Source organism: Candidatus Methanomethylophilus sp. 1R26, assembly GCF_001481295.1.
GTDB lineage: Archaea > Thermoplasmatota > Thermoplasmata > Methanomassiliicoccales > Methanomethylophilaceae > Methanomethylophilus.
Genome location: NZ_LOPS01000019.1, coordinates 1 through 14056 on the forward strand (window position 1 = coordinate 1; position 14056 = coordinate 14056).

Sequence of the window (14056 nt, forward strand, 5' to 3'; positions counted from 1 at the left end):
TTCGTAAAGAATGATTTAAATCATGGGCCGATGCGGGCCCCTGAAGGGGTCCGAGAAAGGAGTCTTTTCGGCCGCGCCTTCACCCGCCGAGATACGCCGCGAACACTGTCAACAGAAGGCATACGACAGCGGTCACGATCCCGGTGGCCGACCTCATGAGGTTGGATTCATACGGCGACATCCAGTAGCGACGAAGAACAGGGCTATGCTGGAACTGAACGACGTCCAGAAGTATGCCGATGTATCATCGGATATGAAGGTCAGGCACAGAGCGGCCGGGATGACCGTCCCGAGCGTCACCACGAAGCATGTCACCGCGTTGAAGAGATAGCGCTTCCTGTCCGCCCTGGCTGCTTCCTGGGTCTCGAACGTGCTCTGCATCAGGAGATCGGCGGCGTTCTTCCTGGTGCCGTCATCGACATAGTTGAAGATGGTCCCGTCGAGCTGGTCCATGATCTCCGGCCTCATGGACTCCTTGTCCTTGGCCAGGTAGAGCCTCCTGAGGAAGCCCATCTGGCTGATCATGCCCATTATGTCCATCCTGTAGAAGATGTACATATCTATGGCGCCCCAGACGAAATCCATGCCCAGGATCGCGAGGATGAGCTTGGAACGGGTGTTGTAATCGACGAGTCCCAGCTGCTCGGCCGTGATGAAGGTGAGGGCCATCACGAAGCCGTACATGGCCTCCTGGAGGACCAATTCTCTGTCGATGCGGGAGACGAAGGATGACAGTCTGCTCAAAGGGTCACTTCTGATAATTTCTTGATGTCCTGCTGGCTGATGGCATCTCTCATCAGAGCGAGGTCTGCGTCGAGCTTCTCCCCGCAGAGGTTGCGGCAAACGCGCTCGAGGAATTCCATGAAACGTTCCGCTTCCGCATCGTCTATCCCCCCGCATGCTTCCTTCCATACGCTCAGGATGAAAGAGTGGAGCTCCCGGGAGACGGCCTTCCCCTTGTCGGTCAGGCAGACCTGGTATGTGCGTCCTGCTCCGTGCTCCCCGTTCTCAACGAAACCGTCCTTGCGGAGAGTGTCGACGGCCCTGGCGGTGTTGGCCTTGTCGATCTTCAGTATCTCGCACATCTCCTTCTGGGTCAGCGGCATGAAGGAGAGCACGGCGATGTAGCGGGCCTCCCTGCGCTTGATGCCGAAGGGTTTGATGAACTCGGTCAGCCTGTCCATGAACGTGACCCCGAGGATCCTGAACAGGAACGGCATCTCCATCATCATGCGGGAGGAAATCTCCGATTCCGGATTGTCGACCATCATGCCGCACCCAACCGTGGGATGGGTTAAAAGATTAATCAATCAACGGGCGGCCGCTCATCTCTCCATCGCGACGTTGATGGCCGATTCCGCTATGTCCGCGCAGTATTCGGCGAGCCTGCGGAGGCTTCCGGAGATCATCCCGGCGGCGCCGGAGGACCTCGGGTCGGATACCGCTTCCGAGAACATCCCGGGGATGTCGCGTGCGATCTCCTTGGAACGGCGGATGCATTTCTCCGCTGTGATGCCGTCCGATCCGGACCATGAGGATACGGACGCGTCGATGAGATCAGGGATAGTGCCAAATAGATTCTCCATCGCCCTGCAGGTGCTCCCGGAATCCCCGGACGATATGAGCCGCCCCAGATGCCCGGCTAGGAGCACCGCGTGGTCCCCCATCCTCTCGAGGGACTTGCTGACGCCGACGGAGCCGGTGACCGTCCTGAGGTCTATGCCCATGCGGGAGCTGAGGCCGATGTCGAGCTGATGGATGCTGGACTGCCTCTGGACGAGCCAGTGGATCCTGTCGACCTCCGTGTCGCGGTCTGCCATCCCCTCCAGCCTGGAACCGTCGTTGTCGGCGGCCGCCTGGAAGACGTCGCAGACCATCCTCTTCACCAGGAGGTACTCGCGGTTGACGTTCTTCTGCGGCAGGACCTCGGTGGGGTCCATGAGGTCCTTCATCACGATGCAGCTGACGTCCTCCTCGGTGATCTCCATGCCGATGGAGGTCTGGGTGAACCTCGAGACGGCCTCGAGCATCCCTCCCCTGAGGGCGCTCCCCGACTTCACGACAATCTCGCTGTGGCCGGCGATGTACGCCCCTATGAGCATCCTGTACAGGGCGTCGGCGTCCTGCACGGAATCCGCGTCTATATCCGACAGATAGTTCTGGTTCTGGGCCTGGGCCCCGCCGACGGTCAGCAGAAGGCCGCCGTTCGGCTGAGGCACGACGGACACCGGATCGTTCTTCTTCAGGCCGACGGAGTCCGCCCAGGCCTTGGGAAGGGTGATCATGAACGATGATCCGCCGGTGACCTGCACCCTTCTGACATCCATAGATGCTCAATCGTGCAATATATTAATCATGCTTTCGAGGGACCGCTATATATCCGGCCGGAGCAGAAGGGCCGATGCCGGGGGAGGCCCGAAACGGGCCCTCCCGATCAATCCTTTTTCTTCTTCTCGCGGGGGATCTTGGTGATGATGATCTCGTAGATCCCCATGTACTTCGAGAGGTCGCCGCTGAGCCCGGCGTCGCGGGCCTCGTCCCAGGCATCCGCGGGGACGTTCTCGTAGGCCACATTGTACCGCATGCGCCCGAGCACCTGCTTGAAGAACACGAAAAGGGTCTCTTTGGTGCCGTAGACGAACGGGTGGAGCCTGTCGATCTCCCTGGTGTAATATGCCATGCGGTCGGCCATGTCGGGGATCTCGAGCCCTTTGAAGTAGTCCTCGTTCTCCATCCTGAGGAAGACGAGCTCGGCCTCCTTCACCAGATCGGCGGCCTTCACGAAGCGGGGGTCGGACATGTCGACGTCCCTGACCTCGCCGGCCCAATCGAAGACGTTCCCGAAGAGGAACTTGTGGAAGGCGCAGAGGTGGTCGAGCTTGTAGCTGCCGCCCAGGCCTCCGATCTCCGCGAGCTCCGCCTGCCTTGCGGCGAGCTCCTCCGCGACGGCGGCCCTGAGGGATCCGGCATCCCCGGCGCCCAGCTTGTTGGCGGGAACAGCGGCCCCGGGAGCACAGTATTTCTCGGCATTCACGTAGGTGTAATCCATCTTCGCCATATTCTCTCGGATGTTCCCTAGCCCCCGTCGGCATATAATGGTTGGCGCAGAACAGGGGCCTGCGGGGGGAGGGGAGCGCCCTCCCCGAAGAAGTTTCAGAAATCCCTTCTCTTGAAGAGCCAGTATCCAGCGGCCGAGGCTGCGGCTCCCCAGATGAGCATCACGGCGGCGTCACGGAGGCCGTCATCGTAGCTGTCGGAGAGGCAGTTGACGATACCGTTCGAGGCCTGGTCGATCATCCAGAAGGCCGTCCCGCTGCCAGCGCCGGTCTCGATGACGGACGATATGACCGTGAAGAGGACGAGGAACAGCATGAAGACGACGATGGAGGACGTGCTGCTCTTCTTCATCACCGAGCTAATGAGCAACGCTACGCCGTTGGCCCCGAATATATAGCATGCCGACAGACCGAAGGACACCAGCATCTCCGTCCCGATGCCGCCGAACACAGCGCAGGAGACGGCGGACACCGCATAGTACACGCAGGTGAACACGAACGTCAGCACGATCGAGGCCAGGAGCTTCCCCATGTAGATCGAGGATTTCCTGATGGGCTTGGTGAAGAGGATGAGGGCGGTGCGCTCCTCGTACTCGGAGACGATCGAAGTGGCACCGAAGAGCGTCACGGCGATCAGGATGATGAACGCGTAGAAGCTTATGAACATGGCCTCGGTGAGGCGCTTCTTATCATCCTCATCAGAGAATGGGTCCAGCGCCGCGATCATGACGATGATGAGCGCAAGCACCGCAACGGTCAGTCCCAGGAACAGCAGCATCTTCTTCCCGTAGAAGAACTTCCTGAACTCGTTCTTCATGACGACGAAGGACTGCCTCATATCGTCCTTTCCCCAGCTGGGCGATTTCCTCCCGGGCATCCGGCCCGGAGAGCTTGCAGAACTGTTGGTTTCCATCCTATCACCTCGACTCCTTGACGAGCTCCAGGTACCTCTCCTCGAGCCCGTTGTCGCTCTCGCTCAGGCTGTACGCTCCGATGCCGAGGCCGGCGACAGCCTCCAGGAAGTCCGCCTGCTCGGTCTTCCCTGCGCCGAACTTGACCGATATCTCGTCCCCGTAGCGGACCGCGGAATCGACGTTGGGAAGCGCGGCGACCTTCTCGACCATGGCGTCGCTCGGTTCGGAGACCGTCCTGATGAGGATCGTCCTCTCGGATGCCCCGTTCACGAAGGCGTCGAGCGTGTTGGACGCCACGAGCCTCCCGTGGTTGACGAGGGCGATCCTGTCGCACAGGTCGGTGACCTCGTGCATCATGTGCGAGGACATCAGGACGGTCAGGTTGTTCTTCCCGTTCCTGATGTTCTTGAGGATGTCCCTCATCTCGGCCATCCCCCTCGGGTCGAGCCCGGAGGTAGGTTCGTCGAGGATGATCACGGACGGGTCGTTCATAAGTGCCAGGCCCAGGGATATCCTCTGCCTCATGCCTTTGGAGAAAGTTCCGAGCTTCTTGTCCGCCCATTCGGACATCTTGACCTTGGCCAGGATGTCATCGGTCTGGCTGGCGATGCTCTCCTCGGACATCCCGAAGATCTCGCCGATGTATCTGTAGGTCTCGCGCGGAGTCATGTACAGATAGAACTCGGGGGTCTCGACGACCGTCCCGACGCCCTCGAGGGCGGTTTTGGGCTCTTCCTGCACATCATGGCCGTTAATGTACGCGTGTCCGCTGGTGGGAGTTATGAGGTTCGTCAGCATCTTCAGCGTGGTGCTCTTGCCGGCCCCGTTGGGGCCCAGGAGGCCCGTGAAGCTGTTGCGTTCCACATTCATGGAGAGGCCGTCGACGGCGACGAAGCTCCCGTAGGTCTTGCGGAGGTTCTCAAGGACTATGGGGCAATCGCTCATAGCTGCATCCCTTCTCTTTTTCTGTTTTCATTTGAGTGCCTCTCGTAGGACAAAACCTAAGACTTGTATAAATACGTACAAGGAGTCCCGCTCATTTTTGTATTGCAAATTGATTTGACAATTACGGCTTCTCTTAATTGATTAATCATTTGTCGAAGTACCACAACATAATATTATGTATAAAATGATTAGATTAATTATAGAATATATCTGGTTTTAAATTGTACATATTATAAGTTGATATAGTCAATTAAAATCAAGTTGCAAGCCATTTAAATAGAGGTTCAATATCGCATCGCCCGTATGGCAGTTGAACAAATCACTTACAAGAACATCGACCCCAAAGTCCGCAACATGATCATGGTCGGACTCTGCCTGGCCATGCTCATCGCATGTTTCGACGGCACCATCGTCGGAACCTGCGGGCCTGAGATCGCAAGATCGCTGGACGGTCTTGAGCTGTACTCCTGGCTCGCCACGGCGTATATGCTGTTCGAGACCATCTTCATCCCGATCGCCGGGAAACTGTCCGACCTGTACGGGAGGAAGCCCCTCTTCCTCATCGGACTGACCCTTTTCGTCGTCGGTTCCTTCGTCGCCGGAATGTCCCAGAACATGATGATGCTCCTGGTGTGCCGCGCAGTTCAGGGTGTCGGAGGAGGTATCCTCATCCCTGTCGCCACTGCGGCCGTCGCCGATCTCTACCCGCCGGCCCAGAGGGCCAAGATGCAGGGTATGCTCGGCGCCATCTTCGGGATCGGAAGCGGTATCGGCCCCGTCCTGGGAGGATACATCACCGAGTACATCAGCTGGCGCTGGGTCTTCTACATCAACATCCCCATGGCCATAGTCGCCTACATACTTACCATCAAGAAGTTCCCGACTCCGGACCAGACGTCCAAGCCTGTGATCGACACCAAGGGTATAGTCCTCCTGTCCCTCGCCCTCGCCGACACCGTCCTCTTCTTCAACTTCGTCGGGGACGACTTCGACTGGGTCTCCGTCGAATCGGCTGCGATGATCGCCGTGCTCCTCGTGCTCATCGCTTTGTTCGTGGCAGTCGAGAGGAAGGCCGTCGAGCCCATACTCGCACCCCACCTCATCCACAACAAAACGGTCGTCGAGGCATCTGTGTTCATGCTGGTCTTCGGACTTGCGATGATGGGCGCGATGATGTACTCGTCCATGTTCGCGATCTACATCCTCGGCCTCAGCACCCTCGAGGCCGGAGAGTACTCCATCGTGCTCGTCATCGGCATGATGATCACCTCGATCATCAGCGGTAACCTGGTCAACAAGACAGGCTACAGGTTCTGGATCATCCTGGGTATCCTGATAACCGTAGGCGGTCTGCTGATGTTCAACCAGCTCACCATCGGGTCTGAACTGACGTATTATGCCGAGTGCCTCTTCGTCTTCGGAGTCGGGCTCGGATGCATGATGTCCGTCATCATGGTCGCCGTGCAGAATGCGTCCAAGCCTTCCGAGATCGGCATGACCACCTCCGCGACCAACCTGTTCAGGGGAATAGGGACCACTGTCGGTACCGCCGTGTTCGCCATGATCATCGGCAACAAGATCGACGAGGAGCTCAGAGACCATGTCAGCAATACGGTCTACGGAATGATCTCCCACGATACCGGCTGCCTTCAGGACCTCTTCAATGCGATTTCCAGTCCGACTGTGGAGAACCTGCCCATAATTAATGCCGCAAATGGCATCCTCGAAGCGTTCGCCAATTCCGTCGATTATGCCTTCCTCTGCGGAGCGGTCATCGTAGCGTTCCTCCTGATCATAGCGGTCATCTTCGAGGCCGATGTCTACAAGGGAAGCGACATGGACGAGGAGATCACCGCCCATATCCAGTCCGATGTCGACGCCTACTCGAAGCACGGCATAATGCCCAAGCACTTCAGGCAGACCGAGGATGGCTCCATCGTCGCGGGAGAATCTTCCGAGACGGATTCCGGGAAGAAGCATCACTTCTCCAGGAAGAAGGAGTGAACGGGCTTCCGCTCGCTCCTTCCCAAACCTTTTACCCCAGCCCGATGCGATCATTCCGACGGCTATCCGACGGAAACTGACTGGTGCATCGGGCCCGACCGATTTTCAACAGCATGCAGATCATGCGGCCCTGTCTTCGTAATTCACAGAACCGCATTCGCGGGTATACTTGCACCCCTTGGGCCCGAAATTGGAGCAGCCGTAGAACCTGCCTCCGTAACTGTTGGTCCTGAGGACCAGGGGTGCTCCGCATATCGGGCAGAACATCCTGACCGCATATCCGCCGGGACCCCTGCGGGGGAACATTTCCGTGAAGAACACAGATTGATGATCCTTCACGGAGACGATGTACACGGTCTCCCTCGCACGCGTCATGGCCACATAGAACAGCCTGCGTTCCTCATCCATCTGGGTATCATCGCCTTCCAGCAGCATGCCTATGAGGGCAGGCTCCTGCCGCATGCTTGGGAACCCGTATCTTCCGGAGCTGTTGTTCAGCGAGAACACCACATCCGCCTGCAGGCCCTTGGACGAATGGATGGTCATGAACTTCATCTTCAGGTCCGGACGGAGGGAATACGTGACGGCATCGGAACCGTCGGAGATATCGGGCTTCCAATCGAACCCGTCGCCGCTGAGGATGGAGATATCATGATTGTACCTGCCGAGGAACAGCACCTTCTTGCCGGGCGCAGGTATGACAGCCTTCTCCCGATCTCCCCGCGGATCTGCCGGCTGTCGGCGCCGAGTATGAAATAGACCTTGCCGGCAGTCTTCGACATGCCGATCAGATCCTTCGGATACTGGCACTTGTTCCTGCTGATGAACTGACTGCTCTTCTCCAGGATCTCGCCTGAGAAACGGTATGTCCTCTCGATCCTGCAGACCGCAGACGGGCCCCAGTACTTCTCGAAGTTGAGGATGTACGAGACATCGCATCCGTTGAAGCGGTAGATGCTCTGCCAATCATCGCCTACGCAGAACAGGCTGAAATCCCGGGAATCGCGCATAGCTTTCAGGAGATTGTACCTCGACCTTGACAGATCTTGGTACTCATCCACGATGACATACCTGTACGGATGCGTGTACTTCCCGCTGCGGATGCAGTCGGCGGCCTTGTTGAGCATATCCTCGAAGTCTATCTCCCCGTTCTCATCCAGCGCCGCCTGATATGCATCGTACAGAGGCCTGAGCACGGCCTCGATCCTTTTGAGCGACTGCCTGTCCTTGATGTTCCGGACCTTGGGGAGCACGCTCTCGGAGAACACGATGTCCCAGGGTTCACCGAATCCCTTGATCAGGAGGATAGCGGTTGTGAACAATGATGATACAGCCCTCAATGCCCTGCTGTCAGACCCGAACGTCCTGTCGAACACGGCCTCAGGAGGTTCCGGGGAAGATTGGATCCCAAGACTCCCGAGCTCCGAGCCCAGTTTGTCCAGCAGGCTGCCTTCCGAACGCTCGTACGCATACAGTTCGATCAGCGTAGTCCCGTTCTCACGGTGGATCTGCTTTTTCCATTCTATGCCCCTGATATAATCCTCCCGCGCATCGGGGTTCTCGTCGACCATGAACTTGGCCACTCCGCCGCTGCGGTCGATCCCGAAATACTCTATGTAGATCCTGGTGCCGTTCAGGTGGAAATCTGGGTGGTACTGGCCGTACTTCGAATCGGCCGTGTCAACGCAGTACGGGTCCTCGTATGTGTACGGGACCCCGTTGATCGCAAGATAATTGGCGATGTCCGCCTCGCCGAAGCTCTTCACCCTTTCGCCGTTCAGGGTTATCAGCGGATTCTTCTGCAGGTACTCTTCCAACTCGGAACAGTCTCCGAACTGATCTTCATCGCGCACATCGAAGTCATACGCCAGGAATTCGCTCAGGCTGCGGACGAATTTAGGGTCACTTTTCCTCTTCCTGATCTCTTCCGAGATGAATTCGCCGATCTTGATATTGGATACCCTCGGCACTTTGTTCTCTGAACATGCTATGATCTTGATTCCGAGACGGTGGAAGGTGCTCACTTCCACACGGGTGCCGGTCTCAGCGATGATGCGCTTCTTCAGGTCGCTGACGGAACTGTTGGTGAATGACAGGGCGAGGATCTCATCGGGCGAGGCCTTCCCGGCCTTCAGGAGGTACTTCACGAAACCGACTATATCGGTGGTCTTGCCTGTTCCGGCACCGGCGATCACCAGCCTTGACCGTACGTCATAAGCGATGGCCGTGAGCTGCTGCTCATCGAGGTCGTATTCTTCTATAGGGTTGATGAGGCGCCCTATGTCCGCGGCCTTCTCGCGGGCGAGCTCGTCGTCATGCTGTTTCAGACGCTGCTGGAATCCCTCGTAGAGGCTGAGGAATCTGTCCGACGGCCCCTTCAGCTCCCTGCCGGCAAGACCTATCCTGAAGAGCAGCCCGCCGGTCCTGCGGCGCAGATCGGCATCTAGCTGACTGTACCTGTCGGCCGCCGACGCGATATCGACGGGATCGATGATATCGGCGCTTCCCAGCATCTCCGCCATTTCATCGGCTGCGGATATCGCCTGATCGGCCAGATCGCGGTTCCTGTTCTTCATGCTCAATCCGGCCGCAGAATCCCCGTCTTCAGGTAAATAGTGAATCCTGCAGTCTGGGTCTTATGTTAGGAACATATACGTACAAGGAACGATGGCCTGCAGGAACGCACAGACAGATCGATGAAATCCGCGTTTGGCAGTTGGCGAGTGACCGATACTGAGGAACCCTTCATCACGCGGACGGATAAATGCGGCATTTCGTGTGTTATTGCCAAACTGCCTTGATGTCGAACGGACAACCCCATGAGGGAATAAATGAGGGAATAAATGACGATGGTGGGCCCCCTCGGATTTGAACCGGGGTCACATGCACCCCAAGCATGAAGGATACCAAGCTACCCCAAGGGCCCAGCAGATGGGTATTAAGTGGTTTGGTTTAAGTAGTTTATGGTAGAAGCAGATGCCTCATCCGAGCTGGGATATTTCGCCGATGAGGTCCGCATGGGATATGATCATCCTGCGGCAGCAGTAACGGTCGAACCCCATGTCGTCGAGGACCTTCTGGGGGTCCTCGCCCATCTTCACGCGTTTGACGTACTCGGGGTAGGCAGAGCCCACGACCTTTCCGCATGTGAAACATCTCACCGGTATTATCATGCAACCATCTCAACGGTACGACTTCTGCTTCTTGGCACGAGCGCCGCGTCCCATAGGCTTCTTGGGCAGTTTGCGCCTGTCATCGTTGATGAGCAGGGACCTGTCGTATGCCTTGAGGACTGCCTCGAGCTCGTCATCCTTGTAATAGTCGACGAGGCCGCGGGCGATGGCGGTCCTGACGGCCGCCGCCTGTCCCATGACCCCTCCGCCCTGGACGGACACGGAGATGTCGACCTTGGATGCCTTCTCGGGCACTAGCTGCAGGGGCTCCTCGATCTTGAGCCTTGCAAGCTCAGGGGAGTAGATCGCGAGGGGGATCTTGTTGATGACGACCTTTCCGGTGCCCTCCTTCACGACTGCCCTGGCGATCGCGGACTTCCTCTTTCCACTGGTGTTGACTGCGTCCATTTAATCACCTAACATTAGATCCGAGGTGCTCGGAGATCTGACCCAGGGTCACATACTTGCAGTTGATCGCTTTCTTCGCGGTCTCGGGGACCTGGACCTCCGCGTCGTTGAACTGCTTGGGAGTTCCGACGAACACGTGGAGGCGCCTGAACGCTTCCCTTCCGGTGGTGGTCATCCAGGGGATCATGCCCCTGACGCACCTCTTGAACAGAAGGTCTGCGCGGCGGGGATAGAAGGGACCTTTCCTCCTGGAAGCGGCCTCTCCGATCTCGACCTTGTGCTTGAAATCCTTGAAGATCTCAGCAGGGTCGCCCGTGATGATGATCTGCTCTGCGTTGAGGACGACGACCTCCTCTCCGGCGAGGATCTGGTCGGCGACGTAGCTTGCGAGCCTTCCGTAGATGAGGCCCTTTCCGTCGATAACAGTAACCATTCGTTCACCCCAGGATCCTAACTTTCGAGCCCTTAGGGTTCTGCGCGAGCAGTTCCCTGATGGTGATCGCTTTCCCGCCGGCGGCGACGATGGCCGCCTCCGCCTTCGCACTGAAGCTGTAGGCTGCGACGGTGACCTTCTTGGTCATCTCGCCCGCACCGAGGACCTTCCCCGGAACGATGACGGTCTCTCCGTCCTGCGCATACTTCTCTATCTTGCTGAGGTTCGCCTCGGCCCACACCCTGCTGGGTGCTTCGAGCCGGAGCGCTATGTCTCGCCAGATAGCAGCCTTCGGATCTTCCCTCGTGGCAGCCTTCAGATCAGAGATCAGGGCAACCAGCTGGGGGTTGGTCTTTGAACAAGTGTTGCTCATTTTCTGACTCTCCCGACATTGGGTAGAGGGCTCCTATGACGGTCTTCCATTTAAAGATATGCGCCCCCCAGGTTTATTTTCTTTATAAATGAAAGAGAATCTTGGACATGGCCTGAACCGTGAATTAGATATAATCATAGCCCATCGGCGCCTTGTTTGTAGGGTGATTGGCCATGATAAGATACGGACCCGCAGGAATCCCGCTGTCGTGCAAAGGACGCACTCTGAAAGACGGAATCGAGGACATCCACAGCCTGGCGCTCACGGCCATGGAGATCCAGATGGTCAGGCCCAACACCGATTTACGCGCCCCCGAGGACGAGGAGATAGGGAAGACCCTGAAGGAGCTCGATTCCGACTCGGGCTTCGTCATCGCCGTCGACAAAGGCGAGGAAGGCGTCTCCTACGACCCCGAGATCCCCATCGACGAGGAGGACAACCTGCTGTTCATGAATTACTGCCTCGCCCCGTGCTACAACGACCTCTACTCCCTCGGCAGGATGGCCAAGAGGCACGATGTATCCCTCTCGGTCCACACGCCCTATTACATGGCCCTCGACGGGGACCTGTTCGGGAACGAGGAGCCGGCCGATCCGGACGAGATGCCCGAGGAGACCCCCGCCATGAGGAGCTTCACAATCCTCCAGAACTGCGGCGCGGTGCTCAACGCCCTGGGAGGCACCCTCGTGGTCACCAACCTCGGCCCCTACGGCGAGGACAACCCCAAGCACGCCAAGAGCAGGATCGTCTCCAACCTCAAGGACCTTAAGAGATGGTGGAAATCGGAGGGTCTCACCCCGAGGATCGGCATCGAGATCACCGGGAACAGCAACGTCTGGGGCTCGCTCGAGGAGCTCCTCGACATCTGCGGGACCCGCGACCTGAAAGGGTTCGTCTACCCGGTGCTCAACTTCGCCCACTACCAGGCGAGGACCAAGGACTCGCTCTCCGAGGCCGAGGACTACTACAATCTGATAGAGCAGTTCGAGCCTTTCTACAAGGACTTCGGGAACATCTACGCCGACTTCTCCAATGTGGAGTCCGACGGAGAAGGGAACGAGAAATGGTACACCCCCATAAAGAAAGGGGAGATAAAGTTCGAGAAGGTCGCCGAGGCTCTCGCCGAGCACATGCCGGAGATCACCATGATCTCCGATTCGCCCCTCCTCGAGCACGATGCAGTCTACATGAGGACCCTCACCGAGAGGGTGCTCTCCAAGAAGGCCGCCAAACAGCTCAAGGAGAAGCGCAGGGAGCTGCAGGCCGAGGCCATCGCTGACGGGGAGCTCGCTCCCGCCGATCCCAACGATGAGGCAGACAGTGAGTGAAGTTGGACAGCATCGACTACCTCGAGACCAAGATCAGGGAGACCCTGTCGCGCATACCCTCCGAGGACACCGAGAGGCTCACCGTCTCCATATTGGAGGCCAAGAGGATCTTCATATTCGGAGCGGGGAGGTCCGGCCTCGTGGGGCAAATGTTCGCCGTCCGCCTGGTACAGCTGGGTCTCCGCGTTTACTTCGTGGGCGACATGACCACCCTATAATCGGGAAGGGCGACATCGTCATCCTGATATCGAACACCGGCCACACCATGTCGGTGACCAGGACGGCCGAGATAGCCAAGCGCCTGGGGTCCGAGGTCATAGCGGTCACCGCCAACCGCGACTGCAAGCTCGCCAGGCTGGCAGACTGCTGCATTTTCATCGAGCCCGAGAAGGATGCCCGCAGCGGGAGCATCGCCCCGCTGGGAACTCTCTTCGAGGATTCGGCGCTGGTCTTCTTCGACTGCCTGGTGCCGGACCTCATGAAGCGCATGGATACCGACGAGGGCGCCATGCGCTCCAACCATGCCATCTGGGTCTGAGTCAGACGCCTTCCAGGACGGCCGCCCTCGCAGACCTCGCCTTCCCGCCCTCGATGATGAGGAACGTTATCGACGATGCCGACGGGTCGATCAGGGCGGCGAAATGCCTCCCCCGGAACCCGGCGGAGAGGCGCGCCTCGTCCTCCGCGGACGGCAGGTTGCCGCTCCCGAAGGCGAGGAACCACCCCACGGCGCCCGGCGCCGCCAGGTCTGCGGAGACCTCGGCCGAGCGTATCGTTGCAGGGTCCCCGAGGGTGCCTCTGAGGACCCCCTGCACATCCTCCCCGCTGTCGAACGCGCCGTCACCGATGTCGGCGAGCGCCGCCATGGCGCTCTCGTTCACGAGGATGTCCATGCGTGCCATGGTCCCCCTCGCACGGTCGGGTTGGGCACCATGGAGAGGACGGACCCGTCGCGCAGAACGGAACCGCTTCCCGGAGGCACTATCCTCACGCCGTCCCTGACCAGGCAATCCTCGCCGGCCCAATAGTTCCTGATGCATCTCTCCATGCTGTCGCCCGAAGCGGACAGCACCATCTCGGAACCGTCCGCGGCGTTGACCAACGTCAAGCATACCATCTCTATCCTATCTCCTCCCGGACCTGCCGGGCAGTCTCCCATACCGTCTTATGAAGGAACGGCCCCGGCATATAAATCAAAGTACTGCATCCAAGGGAACATGCCCGCCGATCTCCCTCCGCACGACCACTGCAGGTACTGCGGACGCGCCGTCCCTTTCGATATGGCCTACTGCTGCATGGACTGCTACAGCAAGGACCAGAAGAGGATCGCGAAAGAGAAGAGGAACAATGCCCTGGCCGCCGTGCTGGCCGTCGGAGGCGCCGCCGCCATCCTCATCCTGGGGTACATTTTCTGATTCAATC

General features: G+C 58.4%; 19 protein-coding genes and 1 tRNA gene. 5 read left to right on the forward strand and 15 right to left on the reverse strand.

The window, feature by feature from the left end:
* Positions 1-153: 153 nt before the first annotated feature.
* The 6 genes from AUQ37_RS04280 to AUQ37_RS04305 form a co-directional block, all read right to left on the reverse strand.
* A complete protein-coding gene (locus AUQ37_RS04280; RefSeq protein ID WP_058747550.1) occupies positions 154-744 on the reverse strand; it encodes a hypothetical protein in 591 nt (196 codons plus the stop codon).
* On the reverse strand, positions 741-1271 hold the full coding sequence (locus AUQ37_RS04285; RefSeq protein WP_058747551.1) for a MarR family winged helix-turn-helix transcriptional regulator: 531 nt from the start codon (positions 1269-1271) through the stop codon (positions 741-743). Before AUQ37_RS04285 ends, AUQ37_RS04280 begins: the two co-directional genes overlap by 4 nt.
* 54 nt (positions 1272-1325) lie before the next feature.
* On the reverse strand, positions 1326-2327 hold the full coding sequence (locus tag AUQ37_RS04290) for a phosphate uptake regulator PhoU (RefSeq protein ID WP_058747552.1): 1002 nt from the start codon (positions 2325-2327) through the stop codon (positions 1326-1328).
* Positions 2328-2434: 107 nt separating this feature from the next.
* Positions 2435-3058, reverse strand: a complete 624-nt coding sequence (locus tag AUQ37_RS04295) for a Fic family protein (RefSeq protein WP_058747553.1) — start codon at positions 3056-3058, stop codon at positions 2435-2437.
* A gap of 95 nt (positions 3059-3153) precedes the next feature.
* Complete coding sequence (locus AUQ37_RS04300; RefSeq protein WP_082662399.1) at positions 3154-3969, reverse strand: ABC transporter permease; 816 nt, start codon at positions 3967-3969, stop codon at positions 3154-3156.
* A 4-nt stretch (positions 3970-3973) separates the two neighbouring features.
* The gene (locus AUQ37_RS04305) at positions 3974-4915 is read right to left on the reverse strand and encodes an ABC transporter ATP-binding protein (protein ID WP_058747555.1); all 942 of its coding nucleotides are present in this window, start codon (positions 4913-4915) and stop codon (positions 3974-3976) included.
* A gap of 303 nt (positions 4916-5218) precedes the next feature.
* Between AUQ37_RS04305 and AUQ37_RS04310 the strand changes: the two genes are divergently transcribed.
* Positions 5219-6919, forward strand: a complete 1701-nt coding sequence (locus tag AUQ37_RS04310) for an MDR family MFS transporter (RefSeq protein ID WP_058747556.1) — start codon at positions 5219-5221, stop codon at positions 6917-6919.
* A 120-nt stretch (positions 6920-7039) separates the two neighbouring features.
* Here the strand turns inward: AUQ37_RS04310 and AUQ37_RS04315 are convergent, their stop codons facing one another.
* The 7 genes from AUQ37_RS04315 to AUQ37_RS04345 all read right to left on the reverse strand — a co-directional run bounded on the left by AUQ37_RS04315 (position 7040) and on the right by AUQ37_RS04345 (position 11306).
* Entirely contained in the window at positions 7040-7594 is a 555-nt protein-coding gene (locus AUQ37_RS04315) for a 3'-5' exonuclease (RefSeq protein WP_235584922.1), read from the reverse strand.
* Positions 7477-9495, reverse strand: a complete 2019-nt coding sequence (locus tag AUQ37_RS04320; RefSeq protein WP_058747557.1) for a UvrD-helicase domain-containing protein — start codon at positions 9493-9495, stop codon at positions 7477-7479. Before AUQ37_RS04320 ends, AUQ37_RS04315 begins: the two co-directional genes overlap by 118 nt.
* Before the next feature lie 274 nt (positions 9496-9769).
* A tRNA-Pro gene (locus AUQ37_RS04325) sits at positions 9770-9845 on the reverse strand.
* Between the two features lie 55 nt (positions 9846-9900).
* Positions 9901-10092: a DNA-directed RNA polymerase subunit N gene (locus AUQ37_RS04330; protein WP_058747558.1), complete on the reverse strand. Its 192-nt coding sequence runs from the start codon at positions 10090-10092 to the stop codon at positions 9901-9903.
* 9 nt (positions 10093-10101) lie between these two features.
* A complete protein-coding gene (locus tag AUQ37_RS04335) occupies positions 10102-10500 on the reverse strand; it encodes a 30S ribosomal protein S9 (RefSeq protein WP_058747559.1) in 399 nt (132 codons plus the stop codon).
* Between the two features lie 4 nt (positions 10501-10504).
* Complete coding sequence (locus tag AUQ37_RS04340; RefSeq protein ID WP_058747560.1) at positions 10505-10933, reverse strand: 50S ribosomal protein L13; 429 nt, start codon at positions 10931-10933, stop codon at positions 10505-10507.
* Between the two features lie 4 nt (positions 10934-10937).
* Positions 10938-11306, reverse strand: coding sequence for a 50S ribosomal protein L18e (locus AUQ37_RS04345; protein WP_058747561.1), 369 nt, complete (start codon positions 11304-11306; stop codon positions 10938-10940).
* Between the two features lie 173 nt (positions 11307-11479).
* Between AUQ37_RS04345 and AUQ37_RS04350 the strand changes: the two genes are divergently transcribed.
* Genes AUQ37_RS04350 through AUQ37_RS12265 form a run of 3 tightly spaced genes read left to right on the forward strand, consistent with a single transcriptional unit; the run spans position 11480 to position 13172 of the window.
* Positions 11480-12634 (forward strand): TIM barrel protein, encoded by a 1155-nt coding sequence (locus tag AUQ37_RS04350; RefSeq protein WP_058747562.1) that lies wholly within the window; start codon positions 11480-11482, stop codon positions 12632-12634.
* Positions 12631-12852 (forward strand): hypothetical protein, encoded by a 222-nt coding sequence (locus AUQ37_RS12260; protein ID WP_235584920.1) that lies wholly within the window; start codon positions 12631-12633, stop codon positions 12850-12852. Before AUQ37_RS04350 ends, AUQ37_RS12260 begins: the two co-directional genes overlap by 4 nt.
* 47 nt (positions 12853-12899) lie before the next feature.
* Entirely contained in the window at positions 12900-13172 is a 273-nt protein-coding gene (locus AUQ37_RS12265; RefSeq protein WP_235584921.1) for a hypothetical protein, read from the forward strand.
* A 1-nt stretch (position 13173) separates the two neighbouring features.
* On the opposite strand, the gene AUQ37_RS04360 is transcribed toward AUQ37_RS12265, so the two are convergent.
* Together AUQ37_RS04360 and AUQ37_RS04365 are read right to left on the reverse strand one after the other, a co-directional pair.
* On the reverse strand, positions 13174-13536 hold the full coding sequence (locus tag AUQ37_RS04360; RefSeq protein WP_157844278.1) for a hypothetical protein: 363 nt from the start codon (positions 13534-13536) through the stop codon (positions 13174-13176).
* Positions 13512-13751: a hypothetical protein gene (locus AUQ37_RS04365; protein WP_157844279.1), complete on the reverse strand. Its 240-nt coding sequence runs from the start codon at positions 13749-13751 to the stop codon at positions 13512-13514. The genes AUQ37_RS04360 and AUQ37_RS04365 overlap by 25 nt, the downstream gene beginning before the upstream one ends.
* A 100-nt stretch (positions 13752-13851) precedes the next feature.
* Here AUQ37_RS04365 and AUQ37_RS04370 point away from each other — a divergent pair, with 100 nt between their 5' ends.
* Positions 13852-14049 carry a DUF2116 family Zn-ribbon domain-containing protein gene (locus AUQ37_RS04370; RefSeq protein ID WP_058747565.1) on the forward strand — a complete coding sequence of 66 codons (198 nt, stop codon included), beginning with the start codon at positions 13852-13854 and terminating at the stop codon, positions 14047-14049.
* Positions 14050-14056: the final 7 nt, after the last annotated feature.

What these genes read in the sequence shown, in the direction of transcription:
- AUQ37_RS04285 (WP_058747551.1), bottom strand. Translation starts at nt 1,271, where the DNA reads ATGATGGTCGACAATCCGGAATCGGAGATTTCCTCCCGCATGATGATG.
- AUQ37_RS04290 (WP_058747552.1), bottom strand. Translation starts at nt 2,327, where the DNA reads ATGGATGTCAGAAGGGTGCAGGTCACCGGCGGATCATCGTTCATGATC.
- AUQ37_RS04295 (WP_058747553.1), bottom strand. Translation starts at nt 3,058, where the DNA reads ATGGCGAAGATGGATTACACCTACGTGAATGCCGAGAAATACTGTGCT.
- AUQ37_RS04300 (WP_082662399.1), bottom strand. Translation starts at nt 3,969, where the DNA reads ATGGAAACCAACAGTTCTGCAAGCTCTCCGGGCCGGATGCCCGGGAGG.
- AUQ37_RS04305 (WP_058747555.1), bottom strand. Translation starts at nt 4,915, where the DNA reads ATGAGCGATTGCCCCATAGTCCTTGAGAACCTCCGCAAGACCTACGGG.
- AUQ37_RS04310 (WP_058747556.1), top strand. Translation starts at nt 5,219, where the DNA reads ATGGCAGTTGAACAAATCACTTACAAGAACATCGACCCCAAAGTCCGC.
- AUQ37_RS04320 (WP_058747557.1), bottom strand. Translation starts at nt 9,495, where the DNA reads ATGAAGAACAGGAACCGCGATCTGGCCGATCAGGCGATATCCGCAGCC.
- AUQ37_RS04330 (WP_058747558.1), bottom strand. Translation starts at nt 10,092, where the DNA reads ATGATAATACCGGTGAGATGTTTCACATGCGGAAAGGTCGTGGGCTCT.
- AUQ37_RS04335 (WP_058747559.1), bottom strand. Translation starts at nt 10,500, where the DNA reads ATGGACGCAGTCAACACCAGTGGAAAGAGGAAGTCCGCGATCGCCAGG.
- AUQ37_RS04340 (WP_058747560.1), bottom strand. Translation starts at nt 10,933, where the DNA reads ATGGTTACTGTTATCGACGGAAAGGGCCTCATCTACGGAAGGCTCGCA.
- AUQ37_RS04345 (WP_058747561.1), bottom strand. Translation starts at nt 11,306, where the DNA reads ATGAGCAACACTTGTTCAAAGACCAACCCCCAGCTGGTTGCCCTGATC.
- AUQ37_RS04350 (WP_058747562.1), top strand. Translation starts at nt 11,480, where the DNA reads ATGATAAGATACGGACCCGCAGGAATCCCGCTGTCGTGCAAAGGACGC.
- AUQ37_RS12265 (WP_235584921.1), top strand. Translation starts at nt 12,900, where the DNA reads ATGTCGGTGACCAGGACGGCCGAGATAGCCAAGCGCCTGGGGTCCGAG.
- AUQ37_RS04360 (WP_157844278.1), bottom strand. Translation starts at nt 13,536, where the DNA reads ATGGCACGCATGGACATCCTCGTGAACGAGAGCGCCATGGCGGCGCTC.
- AUQ37_RS04365 (WP_157844279.1), bottom strand. Translation starts at nt 13,751, where the DNA reads ATGGTATGCTTGACGTTGGTCAACGCCGCGGACGGTTCCGAGATGGTG.
- AUQ37_RS04370 (WP_058747565.1), top strand. Translation starts at nt 13,852, where the DNA reads ATGCCCGCCGATCTCCCTCCGCACGACCACTGCAGGTACTGCGGACGC.